The sequence below is a fragment of the Aliidiomarina maris genome (assembly GCF_003987335.1).
Taxonomy (GTDB): Bacteria; Pseudomonadota; Gammaproteobacteria; order Enterobacterales; family Alteromonadaceae; genus Aliidiomarina; species Aliidiomarina maris.
In genome coordinates, this window is the sequence record NZ_PIPK01000006.1 from 88,097 (window position 1) to 105,041 (window position 16,945).

The window sequence follows — 16,945 nt, forward strand, 5'->3', positions numbered from 1 at the left end:
CCACCTAAATGGACATATCATGCAGAAATTCGACGTTAAGACATTTCAGGGCCTCATTTTAGCTCTGCAAGACTTTTGGGCACAGAAAGGGTGCGCTATTGTACAACCGCTAGACATGGAGGTAGGTGCTGGTACCTTTCACCCGCAAACCTTCCTGCGTGCCATCGGCCCCGAGCCTGCCAACTTCGCGTATGTGCAACCATGCCGCCGCCCTACGGACGGTCGTTATGGCGAAAACCCAAACCGCTTGCAGCACTACTACCAGTTTCAGGTTATTTTGAAGCCATCACCGTCTGATATTCAGGACCTCTACCTTGATTCGCTGCGCATGCTGGGTTTTGATCCCCTGGTTCATGATATTCGTTTCGTCGAAGACAACTGGGAATCACCCACCTTGGGTGCTTGGGGTCTAGGCTGGGAAGTATGGCTCAACGGTATGGAAGTTACCCAGTTCACCTACTTCCAGCAAGTTGGTGGCTTAGAGTGTAAGCCGGTGGCCGGCGAAATCACCTACGGGCTTGAGCGTCTAGCCATGTACATCCAAGGTGTCGATAGCATTTATGACTTGGTCTGGACTGACGGTCCGCGCGGCAAAATCTTATATGGCGACGTGTTTCACCAAAACGAAGTCGAGCAATCGACTTACAATTTCGAACACGCCGATGTAGACGTGCTTTTTGCGCGCTTTGAAGCCTGCGAAAAAGAATGTGAATTGCTGATCAGCCACAATTTACCATTGCCAGCCTATGAACAAGTGATGCGTGCGTCCCATGCATTCAATTTACTCGATGCACGCCACGCGATTTCGGTCACCGAGCGCCAACGCTATATTTTACGCGTGCGCAGCATGGCAAAAGCCTGTGCCGAGGCGTATTACGCCGCCCGTGAAGCCCTTGGTTTCCCGTTGGCGACTGATCTTGCAACCGAGCAGAAGTAAGGATTCCACCCCATGAGCAACCAGGATTTATTAATTGAGCTTGGCACGGAAGAGTTGCCACCGAAAGCCTTACACAGTTTATCTGCGAGCTTCACCGCAAGTATTGAGCAACAACTCAAAGATAGTGAGTTAGCATTCACTTCTATCAAAGGCCTTAATTCACCTAGACGGTTAGCGGTATTAGTTGAAGGTTTGCAAAGCGAACAGGCTGATAAAATCGTCGAAAAGCGTGGCCCTGCGGTGAGTGTGGCATTTGGCGCGGATGGCCAGCCAACCAAAGCAGCCCTTGGTTGGGCGCGTGGCAATGGTATTGAGATTGAGCAAGCTGAACGCTTGAGTACTGATAAAGGCGAGTGGTTACTACACAAGGCCACTGAGAAAGGGCAAAGTGTCACCACGCTGTTGCAAGGTTTTATCGATAAGGCACTGAAACAGTTGCCTATCCCGCGCCCAATGCGTTGGGGTAATAGCAGCCATAGCTTCATTCGCCCAGTGCATCAGGTGACCGTATTATTCGGTACCGATGTGGTTGATCTTGAAGTATTGGGCATTAAAAGCTCAAATCAAGTGACCGGACATCGTTTTTATCACCCTGAATTGGTGACTATTGAAAGCCCTGCGCGCTATATTGAGCAAATGGCCGATGCCCATGTTCTGGTCGACTTTGAACAGCGCAAAGCCGTCATTCGTGAGCAAATTGAAGAACTTGCCGAACAGGAACAAGCCAATCCGATCATGGACGAAGCCCTATTAGACGAAGTGGCTTCGCTGGTCGAATGGCCGGTCGCGCATGTAGCTAGTTTTGAACAAGGCTTTTTAGCGGTGCCGAAAGAAGCACTGATTTATACCATGAAGGATGATCAGCGCTATTTCCCGCTGCAAGCTCGTAATGGTGAGTTGCTATCGCGCTTTGTATTTATTAGTAACATAGAAAGCAAAGACCCGGCGCAAGTGATTTCCGGCAATGAGAAGGTAGTGCGCCCGCGCTTAGCCGATGCCCAGTTCTTCTTTACTACAGATCAAAAGACACCACTTAGCGACCGCGTCAAGGCCTTGCATAGCGTGTTGTTCCAAAAGCAACTGGGCACCTTAGGCGATAAAGCCGACCGCATGAGTGCGCTTGCCGGTGACATTGCAGCCCAGCTGAACGACGATGTGAGCGCTGCCCAGCGTGCCGGTTTGCTGGCAAAAGCCGACTTAATGTCAAATATGGTCATGGAATTCCCTGAAGTCCAAGGCGTGATGGGAATGCATTACGCGCGCATTGATGGCGAACCTGAGTTGGTGGCAGAAGCCATTGAAGCGCACTATCATCCGCGTTTTGCTGGCGATACACTACCCGAAAGCACCGTCGGTTGCGCCGTCGCACTGGCAGATAAACTCGATACCTTAGCGGGTATTTTCGGTATCGGCCAAACACCCAAGGGCGACCGTGACCCGTTTGCGTTGCGTCGCGCTGCCATCGGCCTGTTGCGTATTTTAGTGGAGAAAGCGTTGCCGCTTGATCTCACTCGCTTAGTGCAATCTGCCGTTACCCAGTACGGCGATAAGATTACTGCGACGCCTGAACTTGTAACTCAAATTGTTGATTTCTTACTGGGCCGTTTCCGCGCTTACTATGAAGAGCAAGGCGTCCCTGTCGATGTGATTCAAGCCGTACTGGCACGTCGCCCAACCGTCGCCTATGACTTTGATCAACGTGTGCAGGCCGTGCGCAGCTTTAAGTTGAACCCACAAGCTGAAGCACTTGCCGCCGCCAATAAGCGTGTCGGTAATATCTTAACCAAGGCCGAAGCGGAAGGTACGCAATTAGGTGCCAAGGTAAATGCAGACCTATTGCAGGAAGACGCAGAGAAGGCCTTGTATCAAGCTCTGGAGGCTGCTAAACAAGAGCTCAGCGCTGACGGCTACAATGCAGCGTTAAGCCGCCTAGCCGCGCTACGTACGCCGATTGACGCCTTCTTCGATGAAGTGATGGTGAACGCAGACGACACCGAAGTGCGCAACAATCGTTTGACTTTATTGGCCGACTTGCGTGGGCAGTTCCTGAACATCGCGGACATCTCGCTGTTGCAGGCATAAATCCAGTCAATGAAAGAGTACGCATAACTAAAAGGGTCGGCAAATGCCGACCCTTTTTTATGCTTGATTGCATGTCCCTACCCGGTTTTATTGACCACGCCACTGCAGCCACACTGCGATGTCGGCCGTGTCTAATAGCATCATCCCATGATGCATACGCGGCTCTGATGCGTGTACAGTCACAGCGTCACTTTGCAATTGCTGCAATTTATTAAGCGATGAAATACTGTCGTTCGCCGAAGCAAAGATCAGCACGGGTACACCTAACTCACTCACACGCTGCACCACCGAGGTATCACCTAGTGGCGTGCCAACCTCATTCAGTGCATGCTGCGCACCTTTTTGTAAGGTGCTTTGTGGCAGTAAGTGCGCGGTGCGGGTGTAGGCACGGCCTGCGTCGACAAATGCGTCAACGAACTCAAGCATAGGTGCCAACAGCGTCAACGACTCAATGTCATCGCGCAGCGCGGTCAAGTGTGCCGCTGTGGTGCCGCCCATCGACATACCCAAAGCATGCACGGGCCCCTGCAGTGCGAGGCTATCAATAAGTTTGCTGACCACCATAGCGTCCGGCTTACCACTGAAGCTGAATTCACCTTGTGACTGGCCGTGACCGAGCAAATCCACTAGCACCACATCGTAACCATGAAACCGCAACGCTTCTGCGACAAAGAATAACGACTGCTTATTGGTGCGAAAGCCATGTATCAGTACATAGGTACCCTGTTTCTGAACCGGGCTCTCAGCGCTATCTTCGCGGGTTAAATGCAGCACCACCTCATCATCGCCACGCGTAGTATTTAGCTCAATTGCATAGAGCAATTGCTCCTGGCTATCGTCTATCGACAGCGCATCGAAAAACGGCGCGGACAATGCACTATGCCAAGGCCAATACTTCAACTCAACCTCCATTGCGCGCGTGCGTATCGGTGCATGCTCACCCCACGTATCAGCTTGCACGGCCCAATTGCGCAAGCCTGCATTGTCATACGCTGGCGCATGCATGTAGGCCATGCACAAACCTTGAGTATCATAGCGCTGCTGTAGTGCCTCGAAACCAAGTTCGTGGTAGTTGGCGACCTCACAAAACTTACCATGACGGTAGCCGATGGCATTCAATTCAGGTTCAGACATTAAGGTGACATTCAGCATCGGCGGCGACAATGCGCCTTGGCTGACAATACTGGCACAGCCACTCAATAAAGTGACGGCGAGTACAGCGAGACTAGATAAGCGAATACTGCGGGAGGTGGATAAAAACATAAGGCCGAGTTCCTAACAATGGGCAACTTATCGTTAGCACCACTGTAGCAGGAAGGCTCGGCCTCGGACAGACGTATTAGCGCAAACTATACGTCAAGGTTTGCGACTTTCAGTGCATTACTTTCAATGAAGGCGCGACGCGGTTCAACCTGGTCGCCCATCAAGGTAGAGAACAACTGATCAGCGCCGATAGCGTCTTCGATTTTGACTTGCGTCATCCGGCGGTTCGCTGGGTCCATGGTGGTTTCCCACAGCTGCTCAGGGTTCATTTCACCCAACCCTTTGTAACGCTGAACGTATAAGCCACGCTTCGATTCATTAATCAGCCATTCAATCGCTTCAACGAAATCTTTCACTGGCTGCTGACGCTCACCACGGGTCACATAACCACCCTCTTCAACCAGGCCGTTGATCTCACCACCAATGGCGGTCATGCGCTCGTAGTCGCGGCCTACAATAAACTCGTAGTTAAGCGGGAAGTCAGTATCAATACCATGACGGCGCAAGCGCACTACTGGTAGGAATGCACCCCGTTCACTATCTTCGTTCAACAACACCTGATAACTTGCCGAGTCTTTCTCGTGCTTAGTTAAGTCCGCCTCAAAGTCACTTGCCCAGCTGTCCATGGCCAGCTTATCTTTCACCAACTCAGGGGTTAGCTTCGGCGCGTAGACTAAGCGGTTCAGCATGTGCGCAGGGGTGCGACGGCTCAAACGCTTAATCGTGTCCACCGCAAACTGATAGTCGCGAACCATTTTCTCTAACTGCACACCGGTAATGCCTGGTGCATCCGCGTTAACGTGTAACGAGGCTTTTTCTAACGCTAAGCTGGCTAGGTACCGAATCAGGCCTGGCTCGTCTTTAATGTAAGTTTCTTGCTTACCTTTTTTCACCTTATACAGTGGCGGTTGAGCGATATAAATATAGCCACGCTCGATAATTTCCGGCATTTGACGGTAGAAGAAAGTTAACAACAGCGTTCGAATATGCGAACCGTCGACGTCCGCATCGGTCATGATAATGATGCGATGGTAACGTGTTTTATCCGGGTTATACTCGTCGCGACCAATCCCGCAACCCATGGCGGTAATCAGCGTAGCCACTTCTTGTGACGACAACATTTTGTCAAAGCGCGCTTTCTCCACGTTCAAAATTTTACCTTTGAGCGGCAGAATCGCTTGGTTCTTACGGTTACGACCTTGTTTCGCAGAACCACCTGCCGAGTCACCCTCGACAATATACAGTTCAGACAATGCTGGGTCTTTTTCTTGGCAATCCGCCAATTTGCCCGGCAAGCCAGCAAGGTCCAAAGCACCTTTACGACGTGTCATTTCACGCGCTTTACGGGCCGCTTCACGCGCTCGCGCCGCATCGATAATCTTTTGTACGATAACCTTGGCGTCAGTTGGGTTTTCTAGCAAGAACATTTGTAAATGTTCGTTCATCGCCTGCTCTACGGCACCTTTCACTTCAGACGACACCAATTTATCTTTGGTTTGCGAAGAGAACTTAGGGTCTGGCACTTTAACTGAGATAACCGCAGTCAGACCTTCACGCGCATCATCGCCCGATGCGTTGGTCTTGGCTTTTTTGGTATACCCTTCCGCTTCCATATAGTTATTTAATGTACGCGTTAACGCGGCGCGGAAACCCGCCATGTGGGTACCACCATCGCGCTGGGGAATGGTATTGGTAAAGCAATAAATGTGCTCTTGGAACGAATCGTTCCACTGCAAACCCACTTCGACAGAAATACCGTCTTCGCGCTCAAACGAAAACTGGAACACTTTCGGGTGGATCGCGGTTTTCTTCTGGTTAAGGTACTGCACAAACGCTGCAATACCACCGTCATACTTAAAGTGGTCTTTACGGTCGCTGCCTTCATCAATTAAATGAATCGATACGCCTGAGTTCAGGAACGATAGCTCACGTACACGTTTGGCTAAGATGTCATAATGAAATTGCACGTCGGTGAAGGTTTCGCTGCTTGGCCAGAAGCGAATCTCAGTACCACTCTTGGTAGTGTCTTCCACCGCTTCGATCGGTGCTTGAGGTACACCGTGAACGTATTGTTGGCGCCACATTTGGCCATTACGCCAAATAGTTAACTGCAATTTTGAGCTCAGCGCGTTGACAACAGATACACCCACGCCATGCAAACCACCAGAAACTTTATATGAGTTGTCATCGAACTTACCACCAGCATGCAATACCGTCATGATAACTTCGGCTGCAGATACACCCTCTTCGTGCATCTCGACTGGAATACCACGGCCATCATCACGCACCGACACAGAGCCGTCTGCGTGCATGGTGACATAGATTTCATTACAGTGGCCGGCTAAGGCCTCGTCAATCGAGTTGTCCACCACTTCGAAAACCATGTGGTGCAGACCGGTACCGTCGTCCGTGTCGCCGATATACATGCCTGGGCGCTTACGCACAGCATCAAGACCTTTAAGGACTTTAATACTCGACTGATCATAATTGTTCTCTGACATATATTTTCCTACTCGTTACTAAGTATTGTTCCATGTTCCACGTGGAACAATTGAGTTTCGGTATCGCTAAAATGGGACTTTATCTTGTTCTCGTCTATGGCAGTAATAAATACCTGACTTCCACTTTGTTGTAATGCGCGACACATCTTGTGTTGGTTTTCTACGTCCAACTCAGCGGGTAAATCGTCTACCAATACAATACACGATTGCCCGCGTTTTAATTTGTAATCTTGCGATTGTACCAGCCTTAGGGCTGATACTAATAATTTCAATTGGCCGCGGGATAAGCGCTCGCGTGCATCCACGCCGTCCACACGAATTTGCCATTCTGCTTTATGTGGTCCAGAGCTGGTAAAACCTTGCTTACGGTCGTTTTCTAAACGCGCTTGTAAGCCATCCAGCAAACTATGTTCGTCACGGGCCCAACCATGGTTGAGCTTAAACTTAAAATCGTACTGCGGTAAAAACAATCGACAGTAGTCATTTAATAGCCCGTTCAAGCTTTCTACATACGCGACCCGAGCCTCAGCCACTTGCTCACCAGCAACGGCAAGTTGCTGGTCCCAATACACACCATCCTGGCGTTGGTGCTGGCCTTGACGTAATAATGCGTTGCGCTGCTTTAGCAACCTAACATAACTGGTCCACATTGGGTAAAACGATTGTTCCACGTGGAACAATCCCCAATCTAAAAATTGCCGACGCAACTTTGGCCCCCCAGTAATCAGTTCTACACTCTCGGGCGTAATTAACTGAACTGGGATTAAGCGCGCAAGTGCTGCAAAACGCCGCTCTATCTCACCGTCGACTTTAATTTGGGCTTCGCCATTGCGAAAGCGCCGGTATCCAATCTTATGCGTATCACACTCGTCGCTGCCCACCACCGGTGCCACTAACTTCGCAAACAAGGTAAACGCGTCTTGGTCGTCCTGCACCACCTGTTTAATCTGGTGGGTACGAAACGAGCGACCAAAGCCTAAACAATAAATAGCCTCTAACAAACTCGTTTTACCACTGCCATTCGCACCGCAAATTAAATTCACTTGGGGTGCAAATTCGAGCTGACTGCTAGAAAAATTACGAAATTTCTCTATGTGCAAACGCTCTAATTGCATCGGTTACAAACGCATAGGCATAACAACGTACAGAGCAGAGTCATCGGCATTGTCTTCCACTAAGGCGCTGCTATTCGCATCACTTAAGGTGAACTTAACCTGCTCGCCTTGAATCGAGTTCAAAACATCCAGCACATAGGTGACGTTAAAACCAATTTCCAATGCATCGCCTTGGTAATCCACTTCGATGGACTCTTCGGCCTGCTCTTGTTCTGGGTTATTGGCTGTTAGGGCCAAATCACCATTACTCAGATTCAAACGGACACCGCGGAATTTTTCATTCGATAAAATCGACGCACGCACACAAGCACTGCGCAGCAGTTCGCGGTCTGCAATAACGGTTTTATCACCACCTTGAGGCAATACGCGGCGGTAATCCGGGAAGCGGCCGTCCAACAATTTAGTGGTAAACACCATGCCTTCACTGCGCACACGCAAGTGGTTTTGGCCAATCGATACTTGAATCAGCTGGTCGTCTTGTTCAAGTAAGCGCATTAACTCGCTGACACCTTTGCGCGGGACAATCACTTGACGCTGGGGCAAACCAGTTTGCTCCAGCTGCATGCCTGACATCGCCAAACGGTGACCGTCCGTTGCAACCGTACGAAGCTGGTCTTCATTCACTTCAAACAACATGCCATTGAGATAATAACGCACGTCTTGATTGGCCATGGAAAAATGCGTGCGTTCCATTAAATATTTCAAATCACCGCGCGCCAGCTCAAAGGTAACTTCCGCGTCCCACTCGTCGATATCCGGAAACTCGCTGGCTGGCAATGAACTCAAGGTGAATTTACTTCGCCCTGAGCGTAACACGACCTTGTCACCATTCGCTTCAAGCTTGACGTCACTACCGTCGGGCAAGGTACGGACAATATCCAGCAACTTTTTCGCGGGCACGGTAACTTCGCCACTGGCAGCCTGCTCAAGGCTCACTTTGGATACCAATTCAACTTCTAAGTCAGTACCCGTCATGCTCAATTCATTCTGATTCACGCGAATAAGCACGTTAGATAAAATTGGCAACGTATGGCGGCGTTCAACGGCACCGCTCACTACTTGTAGAGGCTTGAGTAACGCGTCTCGATTCGTCGTAAAATTCATTGGCTGTCTCCCATACTGTCACGCTGTTATGCGTTTGTTCGTCCGTACCACCATATTATCGCGGACAATATTTGACGCTATACCGAAAGCGTCCGGTTCAAATTACGATAGTCTTCCTGAATCTCATGATCGGACTCAATCAGTTCTTTAATCTTGCGACAGGCATGTAACACCGTCGTGTGGTCGCGGCCGCCAAACGCGTCGCCGATTTCTGGCAAACTGTGGCTGGTGAGCTCTTTCGCCAACGCCATGGCTAATTGGCGTGGCCGTGCAATCGAGCGACTACGACGTTTCGAGGTTAAATCTGCTACTTTAATATTATAGTACTCAGCCACAGTGCGCTGAATATTATCGATGGTCACAAGCTTCTCTTGGGCAGCGATTAAGTCACGCAGGGCCTCTTTAACGAAGTCGATGGTCAGTTCACGGCCAGTTAAATTGACGTTGACCGCCACCCGGTTCAGCGCGCCTTCTAATTCACGTACGTGGGAACGTAATCGTTTTGCAATAAAGAACGCCACTTCATGGGGGAGCTTAATGCCGCGCTCTTCAGCTTTACGTTCTAAAATGGCAACACGGGTCGGTAACTCAGGTGGCTCAATCGCTACCGTTAAGCCCCAACCAAACCGTGACTTGAGGCGGTCGTCGACGCCCTCGATTTCCTTGGGATACACGTCACTGGTTAATATAACCTGTTGATTTCCCTCAAGTAACCAGTTAAATGTATGGAAAAACTCGTCCTGGAAGTGCTCTTTACGCGCAAAAAACTGTACGTCATCAATCAGCAGTGCATCAACCGAACGGTAGCTTTCTTTGAAGGCATCAATTTTATTGTGCTTCATCGCGTACACCATGTCTTGAACGAACCGTTCAGCACGCAAGTAATACACCTTCGCATCGGGTTTACGCGCCAAAATGCCGTTGCCCACAGAATGGAGTAAATGGGTTTTACCTAAGCCGGTACCGCCGTAGATAAATAGCGGGTTATACGCGCCACCTGGGTTTTCCGCCACCTGAAGAGCTGCAGCACGGGCTAATTGGTTCGATTTACCCTCAACGAAATTAGCGAAGGTATAATTGCGGTGTAAGTTACTGCTTTGTAGCGAGACTGGGCGGTCTTCTTCTGCAGTGCGGCGCTGATTACGCGAACGGCTATTGCTATGCGCCGGTGCGGGCACTGCTTGTGCCGCAGGGCTCGCTTTAGATGCTTTGGGGCTGGCGGTTTGGCGGACACCGCCAACTTTTAATTCCACGTTCGGCGGCTCTTGGCCAGCTTCTTCACGCAAAAAAGTGATAATTTGCTCAAGGTATTTGTCTTTCACCCATTCCATCACATAGGTATTGGGGGCGTACAAGAATAGCGTGTTGTTTTGCATTTCCACCTGTAGCGGGCGTATCCAGGTATTGAAATGTTGCATGCTGAGCTCGCTTTGCAAACGAGAAGAACATTGTTGCCAAAGCGACTTACTCACACGAAACTCCCTTCCACATGCTGTTAATGCAAAAACTCATCATAATTTTTGTTCATCTTATCGTTGTGCGTAACGTAATTGTGCGTAACAGCGTAAAGTTTTCCACAAAAAGAAAAAATGCATGTGGTGCTTAAGACCCCATGAAGCTGCTTGAGAAGCCAATCTGGCAGTGGTAAAAACCTTTGATAACCCGTACTTTTTGTTACATGAGTACTGTATAAGCGTGCACTACTTCCCGCACTTTTTAACCGCAAGCGACGGCGCTAAAGCAAATGCCATCTCAAGTGCGCGATCACCTGCTCATAATACGAAATATCGGGGCCACAAGCCAGTAGTTTGGGCATAAAAACATGAGTTATCCACAGCAAATAGTGATCAGTTTACGTTGACACAGATCCTTTCTTTTTGTAGAATTCGCGCTCAATTTTTAAGACAAAATCACGTACGGAAGTATTGTTATGAAAAGAACATTTCAACCAAGCGTTTTAAAGCGCAAGCGCACTCACGGTTTCCGTGCTCGTATGGCTACCAAAAATGGTCGTCAGGTTTTAGCACGTCGCCGCGCAAAAGGTCGTAAAGTACTGAGCGCTTAATGCTCAGTACTTTCGGCTTTTAAATTAACTCAGGCCCACTGAGTGACTCAGAATACTTATCCGCGGGCGCTACGATTGTTAGCGCCCGCGGATTTTCAATTTGTCTTTGACAACCCTCCAGTCAAAGCTGTTACTAAAGAAGTAACCGTTCTGGCCAAACCAAACTCCCTTTCGCACCCAAGACTTGGCGTTACTGTCAGTAAAAAACGTGCGCGTCTGGCGGTTGAACGCAATCGCATTAAGAGAATAATGCGGGAAAGCTTTCGGTTACAGCAGCACAATCTGTCAGGGTTTGATATTATCGTCATCGCAAAACCAGGGATAACCGATTTGGACAACCCCGCTTTGCATGACTTAATGAACTACCTATGGCGAAAGTTAAGCAAGCGCTGCAAGCAATACCAATCGCGTTAATTCGCGTGTACCAGCTTGTGATTAGCCCATTACTTGGGCCGCGTTGCCGTTTTTACCCTACGTGTTCAGAATATGCCATTCAGGCCATTCGCTTGCATGGCGTAGTCAAAGGCAGCGCACTTGCTGCTCGGCGCATTGTCAAATGCCACCCAGGTCATCCTGGTGGTATCGACCCAGTGCCCGGCTCTCAACCCGAAGCCCAATCGCAACCAAGGCAAAAAGAGACAAAGTAATATTATGAATTCGCAACGTTCTTTATTAATTATTGCTTTGCTGGTCTTAAGTTTCTTTATGTTCCAGCAATGGCAGATTCGCGACGCCGCCAGCACGCCAGGTGTGGACGCAGCGAGTGCGCCAGAACCCACGAATATTCTGCCGAGCGTGGAAGATTCTCAAAACGTGGTGCCAGGTGCCGACGGTGCAGTGTCAAGCGCGAGCCCAAGTTCGTCAGCTAACGTACCAACCAGTACCGACCTTGAATCTGGTGATACCATTCGCGTTGTTACTGACGTCATGGACATTCAAATTGATTTAACCGGCGGCGACTTGGTCGATGCACGCCTGCTTGAATTTGCTGAACGCCAAGGTGAATCTGAGCGCTTCCATATTTTGCATCGCTTACCAGGCCACACCTACACGGCCCAAAGTGGTTTAGTCGGCCGTGATGGTACCGACGATGCCACCAACCCACGCCCGACCTTTAGCGCCACACAAAGCAATTTTTATATCGGCAGCGCCGATGTGCTTGAAGTGCCGTTAACCTACGTGCGTGAGTCAGATGGTGTTGAGTTCATTAAGACCTACATTTTCCGTCGTGGCGATTACGCCGTCGACGTGCGCTATGACATCGTCAACCACTCTGATGCATCAAAGCGTGTTGCCATGTATGGCCAGTTACGTCAAACCATGGTCGATGCGTCAGGTAGTATGTTTATGCCGACCTACCGTGGCGCCGCGTTTTCAACTCAAGACACGCGTTACGAAAAATATAGCTTCGGTAAAATTCAGGACCGCAACTTGCAACGCACCACCACTGGTGGCTGGGTCGCAATGCTGGAGCATTATTTCGTTACTGCGTGGGTACCAAACCAGCTTGAGCAAAACGTGCTGTACACCATGCAAGCGCCAAATAACGAGGCCTTAATTGGCTTTACCAGCCGCACCATTCAAGTGGAACCAGGCGCAACTGGACAACTGCAAAGCACATTATTCTTAGGCCCGAAAGACCAAGACCGCTTAGGCGCATTGGCCAATAACCTCAACCTGACTGTCGATTACGGCTTCATGTGGTGGTTAGCAATTCCACTATTTAGCCTGATGCAGTTTATTTTCGGACTGGTCGGCAACTGGGGTGTGGTCATTATTTTGGTGACCTTAATTGTGAAGTTGGTACTTTACCCACTGACCAAAGCACAGTACACCTCGATGGCGAAAATGCGCATGGTAGCGCCGAAAATGAAAGCGCTTAAAGAGAAGTTTGGTGACGACCGCCAGAAACTCTCGGCCGCCATGATGAAGCTTTACCAGGAAGAGCGTGTGAACCCGCTTGGCGGCTGTTTACCGATGCTGCTGCAGTTGCCTATCTTCTTAACCTTGTACTGGGTACTGCTCGAGTCGGCAGAATTCCGTCACGCTGACTTCGCGCTGTGGATTACTGACCTGTCTAGCCGCGACCCGTACTTCATTCTGCCGTTATTGATGGGTGCGTCAATGTGGTTGATGCAGCACTTGCAACCAACCCCTATCACTGACCCAATGCAGAAGAAGATCATGCAGTTAATGCCGATTATTTTCACGGTGTTCTTCTTGTTCTTCCCATCGGGCTTAGTACTTTACTGGCTAACCAGTAACTTGATTTCGATTGCTCAGATGTTGTGGATATATCGTCAAATCGAGAAAAATGGCTTTAAGCAGAAAAAGCCAAAAACACCGAAAGTGACTAAATAACATCCATTCACTAAGAAAACCCAGCTTCGGCTGGGTTTTTTGTATTCTCGGCATAAACTGATAAAGTCATATGAGATGAGTTTAATCTGTCACTAGCTGGAGCTACGCCACATGCCACGTTCACGAACTGCTAAATTCATGCATATGTTTTACATACTTGTCATTGCGGTGCTGCTTACGCTGCTATTTGTAGAGCGCCAGCAGCACACTGCGCCATTGACACGTGAAGAGCTCAGCACCGAACTTGAGCGCCAACAAGACGTATTGAATGCGCACATTGAGCGCTTACACAGCCAAACCGAGCAGCAATTTACTGAGCTGGCCACCCGCTTCGAGCGCCAGCAGCAGCCAGCATCTATCACCAGCAGTGCACCTGCAAGTAGCCAGAACCCACCGGTTAATCAGATGGAAACACCTACAGAGGCGGCGGCAGACACTTCTACACGCTCAATGCAAAGCGTTGACTACGCCCAGCTGGGCGCAGCAATGACCAATGATTTTGATGCCCGTCAGCGTGAATTCTCGATGCAATCCGTTGACCCCTACTGGGCCGACCCGAGTCGCGCGCTGATCCGCGACGCCCTTGCGACGAGCCCCGCTACGCAGGCACTGAGTATTGCTGGGTTGGAGTGCCGCAGCAGCATCTGTCAGCTTGATGTAAGTCAGCAAAACCCCGATAGCCTTCAGCCTGCACAAATTCTGCAGGCGTTGCAGACCATCAATCAAAATGAAGAGGGCTTACGCTACCAATTTGCTGGCCAGCCCTTAGATGATAGTTATCGGGTACTGGTGATTCGCAGCCAAAGCAGCACGGAAGCAAACGATACAGACGACTAGCCAAGGGTTCGCAAGACACACAGGCATGGACGCCAAGGCTGGAAACACCGATAATGCAGCCTATTCAACTTGCCTACACCCAACCGATAAAGTTTAGATAGCATGCAAACTCAAACCGACGAATTTTCAAACGACAGTATCGTGGCGCAAGCCACTCCGCCGGGTAAAGGGGGTGTGGGCATTGTACGCATTAGTGGGCCTGCAGCAGAGCAAGTGGCCAACGCACTATTAGGTCAGTGCCCAAAACCGCGTTATGCCCACTATGGGCCATTTAAAGACCACCAAGGGCAAACCCTCGACCAAGGCATTGCGCTATTTTTCCAAGGCCCAAATTCATTTACGGGCGAAGACGTATTGGAGCTGCAAGGTCATGGTGGTCCCGTTGTCATCGACATGATCATTCGCGAAGTGTTGCGCTTACCTAACGTGCGCATGGCACGCCCGGGTGAATTCAGCGAACGCGCCTTTATGAACGACAAGCTTGACCTTGCCCAAGCTGAAGCGATTGCCGACTTAATTGACACCACGTCTGAACAAGCCGCGCGCATGGCATTACAAAGCTTACAAGGTGAGTTTTCACACCGTATCGACGTCCTCGTCGATGCCGTGATTCGTTTACGCATGTATGTGGAAGCCGCTATCGATTTTCCCGACGAAGAAATTGATTTTCTCAGCGACGGCAAAGTCGCCGGCGACCTAGCCGCAATTATTGATAATTTAGAGCAAGTGCAGCGTGAAGCGCGTCAAGGCGCATTACTACGCGAAGGCATGCGCGTGGTCATCGCAGGACGCCCCAATGCAGGCAAATCAAGCTTGCTCAACGCTTTAGCAGGGCGAGAATCAGCCATTGTCACCGAAATTGCGGGCACCACCCGCGATGTGCTGCGTGAACATATTCAAATTGATGGTATGCCGCTGCACATTATTGACACCGCAGGGCTGCGCGAAAGTCCCGATAAGGTCGAGCAAATCGGAATTGAACGGGCCTGGCAGGAAATTGAGCAAGCAGACCGTGTGTTATTTATGCTGGATAGCACCGAAACCGACGCTATTGACCCGTTCCAAATATGGCCGGAGTTCTTTAAGCGTTTACCCGCGCATATTCCCTACACCGTGATACGCAATAAAGCCGACTTAAATCAGCAAAACGCGAGTATCACCGAACACGGTGACACCCCCGTACTCAACCTGTCGGCCAAAACTGGCCAGGGCATCGAACTATTGCGCCAACATTTGAAGGCCTGCATGGGTTTTAATGATCAGATGGAAGGCGGCTTTATGGCGCGGCGCCGACACCTCACCGCACTGGATAAAGCACGTGAGCACTTACTATCAGGCAAAGACCAGCTAGAGATGCATGTAGCAGGTGAAATATTGGCTGAAGAGCTACGTCTAACCCAGCAGCATTTAAACGAGATCACCGGTGAATTCACCAGCGACGACCTGCTAGGTAAGATCTTCAGCTCGTTTTGTATCGGCAAGTGAAACGGCCAAAAAGATCGAAAAGCATCCAGCCAAATTAAAATAAGTCATTGTTTTATAAAGAAATTTATTCTATTTCTTTGCAGGCAATTTGATCCGTTTTGCCCCCTCTTGCTCCGTGTGTGCTCCGAGTATAAGTTTTCGGAGCACTCGGAGCACAAAAGGAGCAAAACATGAAAATCACTATCCAGAAACGCGAACCAGAAGGCTGAAGCCATACGGGCAAAGCGGCTGTTGGAAATCGAGTCGTCACGACATGGATTGGGTGATCGGACCAAGCTGTCTGCCAGCTTCTTCGATTACTTCGACCAGTTGACCGACGAGAAGGCTTCCGGGAGCAAATCCAACCATTCGATCTGGATTCAACCAAGCCTATCGGGATGGCATTGTCCGCGACAACCCGGTTCAACAGGTCAAGTCCATCAAGCCGGAAAACACGAAACGCACTTACTTGACCCTGGAAGAGGTAAGGGCTCTAACCAAAGCCGAATGCCGTTATGACGTGCTGCGGCGGGCTTTCCTGTTCTCCTGCACCACAGGCCTTCGCTGGTCAGACATCCACAAGCTGGTCTGGGATGAGATAGAGGAATTCGCCGATGGCCACTACCGCATCATTTTTCGGCAGAAGAAGCTGGTGAACGCCGGGAACTCATTGCAATACCTGGATCTTCCAGACTCAGCGCTTCTTTCTTTCGCGACGTTGCGCAGGATTTGGTTCAATCCCAATAGCTCCAAAGCGGGGAGGAATAAGCTCCCTTTTACTTTCCAATTCCTCCTCCTCTACACCATCTCCGGCCAGACCGCTGATAATCGGGCAGTCTGGCCGAGCATCGCCTTGGCAATTTTCTGCCAGGTGCGTGAGTGCCCGGCTCATCTCCTGTAGTTCGCGGGCCTTACGTTCAAGTTCTGCCACATGTTCAAGTGCAAGACTTTTGACGTCGGCACTCGTCCGGCTCCGGTCGCGCCAGAGCGCGACCAGCTCATTCATCTGCTCCACCGAGAAGTCGAGATCCCGTGCGCGCCGGATGAAACGTAGTGTTTGCACGTCCTTACCGGTGTAATCCCGGTATCCGGCTTCGGTCCGCAAAGCTTCCGGTATCAAGCCAATCGATTCATAATAGCGGATCATCTTCGCCGAAACGCCTGATGCCGCCGCTGCCTTCCCGATATTCATTACCCACTCCTCTCCAGATAGTGT

The 16,945-nt window shown here is 50.1% G+C and carries 14 protein-coding genes and 1 pseudogene; 9 read left to right on the top strand and 6 right to left on the bottom strand.

Features of this window, described 5'->3' with window-relative positions:
* The first annotated feature begins 19 nt into the window (after positions 1 to 19).
* Positions 20 to 937: a glycine--tRNA ligase subunit alpha gene (gene glyQ / locus CWE07_RS08035; protein ID WP_111569388.1), complete on the top strand. Its 918-nt coding sequence runs from the start codon at positions 20 to 22 to the stop codon at positions 935 to 937.
* A gap of 12 nt (positions 938 to 949) precedes the next feature.
* Positions 950 to 3,019 (top strand): glycine--tRNA ligase subunit beta, encoded by a 2,070-nt coding sequence (gene glyS / locus CWE07_RS08040; protein WP_111569389.1) that lies wholly within the window; start codon positions 950 to 952, stop codon positions 3,017 to 3,019.
* An 87-nt stretch (positions 3,020 to 3,106) separates the two neighbouring features.
* On the opposite strand, the gene CWE07_RS08045 is transcribed toward glyS, so the two are convergent.
* The 5 genes from CWE07_RS08045 to dnaA all read right to left on the bottom strand — a co-directional run bounded on the left by CWE07_RS08045 (position 3,107) and on the right by dnaA (position 10,420).
* The gene (locus tag CWE07_RS08045; protein ID WP_111569390.1) at positions 3,107 to 4,282 is read right to left on the bottom strand and encodes an alpha/beta hydrolase; all 1,176 of its coding nucleotides are present in this window, start codon (positions 4,280 to 4,282) and stop codon (positions 3,107 to 3,109) included.
* Positions 4,283 to 4,368: 86 nt separating this feature from the next.
* Entirely contained in the window at positions 4,369 to 6,783 is a 2,415-nt protein-coding gene (gene gyrB / locus CWE07_RS08050; RefSeq protein WP_111569391.1) for a DNA topoisomerase (ATP-hydrolyzing) subunit B, read from the bottom strand.
* 8 nt (positions 6,784 to 6,791) lie between these two features.
* Positions 6,792 to 7,898 carry a DNA replication/repair protein RecF gene (recF, locus tag CWE07_RS08055; RefSeq protein ID WP_111569392.1) on the bottom strand — a complete coding sequence of 369 codons (1,107 nt, stop codon included), beginning with the start codon at positions 7,896 to 7,898 and terminating at the stop codon, positions 6,792 to 6,794.
* A gap of 3 nt (positions 7,899 to 7,901) precedes the next feature.
* Positions 7,902 to 9,002, bottom strand: a complete 1,101-nt coding sequence (gene dnaN, locus CWE07_RS08060) for a DNA polymerase III subunit beta (protein WP_111569393.1) — start codon at positions 9,000 to 9,002, stop codon at positions 7,902 to 7,904.
* A 77-nt stretch (positions 9,003 to 9,079) separates the two neighbouring features.
* Positions 9,080 to 10,420 carry a chromosomal replication initiator protein DnaA gene (dnaA, locus tag CWE07_RS08065; RefSeq protein ID WP_420836542.1) on the bottom strand — a complete coding sequence of 447 codons (1,341 nt, stop codon included), beginning with the start codon at positions 10,418 to 10,420 and terminating at the stop codon, positions 9,080 to 9,082.
* A gap of 512 nt (positions 10,421 to 10,932) precedes the next feature.
* On the opposite strand from dnaA, the gene rpmH reads away from it, so the two are divergent.
* From rpmH to CWE07_RS14515, 7 genes and pseudogenes are all read left to right on the top strand, one after another.
* Positions 10,933 to 11,067, top strand: coding sequence for a 50S ribosomal protein L34 (gene rpmH / locus CWE07_RS08070; RefSeq protein WP_055439485.1), 135 nt, complete (start codon positions 10,933 to 10,935; stop codon positions 11,065 to 11,067).
* 42 nt (positions 11,068 to 11,109) lie between these two features.
* Complete coding sequence (gene rnpA / locus CWE07_RS08075; protein WP_111569395.1) at positions 11,110 to 11,481, top strand: ribonuclease P protein component; 372 nt, start codon at positions 11,110 to 11,112, stop codon at positions 11,479 to 11,481.
* Positions 11,436 to 11,714, top strand: a complete 279-nt coding sequence (gene yidD, locus CWE07_RS08080) for a membrane protein insertion efficiency factor YidD (protein ID WP_111569396.1) — start codon at positions 11,436 to 11,438, stop codon at positions 11,712 to 11,714. Before rnpA ends, yidD begins: the two co-directional genes overlap by 46 nt.
* Positions 11,715 to 11,718: 4 nt before the next feature.
* Positions 11,719 to 13,428, top strand: a complete 1,710-nt coding sequence (gene yidC, locus CWE07_RS08085; protein ID WP_111569397.1) for a membrane protein insertase YidC — start codon at positions 11,719 to 11,721, stop codon at positions 13,426 to 13,428.
* Positions 13,429 to 13,539: 111 nt separating this feature from the next.
* Complete coding sequence (locus CWE07_RS08090) at positions 13,540 to 14,265, top strand: hypothetical protein (protein WP_111569398.1); 726 nt, start codon at positions 13,540 to 13,542, stop codon at positions 14,263 to 14,265.
* 102 nt (positions 14,266 to 14,367) lie between these two features.
* Positions 14,368 to 15,750 (top strand): tRNA uridine-5-carboxymethylaminomethyl(34) synthesis GTPase MnmE, encoded by a 1,383-nt coding sequence (gene mnmE, locus CWE07_RS08095; protein ID WP_111569399.1) that lies wholly within the window; start codon positions 14,368 to 14,370, stop codon positions 15,748 to 15,750.
* Positions 15,751 to 15,963: 213 nt separating this feature from the next.
* Positions 15,964 to 16,432 (top strand): annotated as a pseudogene (locus CWE07_RS14515) (site-specific integrase); the annotation flags it as partial.
* Here CWE07_RS14515 and cueR read toward each other — a convergent pair.
* Positions 16,424 to 16,921, bottom strand: coding sequence for a Cu(I)-responsive transcriptional regulator (gene cueR / locus CWE07_RS08105; protein WP_111569400.1), 498 nt, complete (start codon positions 16,919 to 16,921; stop codon positions 16,424 to 16,426). The pseudogene CWE07_RS14515 and the gene cueR overlap by 9 nt on opposite strands.
* Between the last annotated feature and the right edge of the window lie 24 nt (positions 16,922 to 16,945).

Bases quoted from the DNA above. Each gene is read 5' to 3' on its own strand.
- CWE07_RS08090 (WP_111569398.1), top strand. From the start codon at position 13,540: ATGCCACGTTCACGAACTGCTAAATTCATGCATATGTTTTACATACTT.
- dnaA (WP_420836542.1), bottom strand. From the start codon at position 10,420: ATGCAACATTTCAATACCTGGATACGCCCGCTACAGGTGGAAATGCAA.
- gyrB (WP_111569391.1), bottom strand. From the start codon at position 6,783: ATGTCAGAGAACAATTATGATCAGTCGAGTATTAAAGTCCTTAAAGGT.
- yidD (WP_111569396.1), top strand. From the start codon at position 11,436: ATGGCGAAAGTTAAGCAAGCGCTGCAAGCAATACCAATCGCGTTAATT.
- rpmH (WP_055439485.1), top strand. From the start codon at position 10,933: ATGAAAAGAACATTTCAACCAAGCGTTTTAAAGCGCAAGCGCACTCAC.
- recF (WP_111569392.1), bottom strand. From the start codon at position 7,898: ATGCAATTAGAGCGTTTGCACATAGAGAAATTTCGTAATTTTTCTAGC.
- glyS (WP_111569389.1), top strand. From the start codon at position 950: ATGAGCAACCAGGATTTATTAATTGAGCTTGGCACGGAAGAGTTGCCA.
- dnaN (WP_111569393.1), bottom strand. From the start codon at position 9,002: ATGAATTTTACGACGAATCGAGACGCGTTACTCAAGCCTCTACAAGTA.
- glyQ (WP_111569388.1), top strand. From the start codon at position 20: ATGCAGAAATTCGACGTTAAGACATTTCAGGGCCTCATTTTAGCTCTG.
- mnmE (WP_111569399.1), top strand. From the start codon at position 14,368: ATGCAAACTCAAACCGACGAATTTTCAAACGACAGTATCGTGGCGCAA.
- cueR (WP_111569400.1), bottom strand. From the start codon at position 16,921: ATGAATATCGGGAAGGCAGCGGCGGCATCAGGCGTTTCGGCGAAGATG.
- yidC (WP_111569397.1), top strand. From the start codon at position 11,719: ATGAATTCGCAACGTTCTTTATTAATTATTGCTTTGCTGGTCTTAAGT.
- CWE07_RS08045 (WP_111569390.1), bottom strand. From the start codon at position 4,282: ATGTTTTTATCCACCTCCCGCAGTATTCGCTTATCTAGTCTCGCTGTA.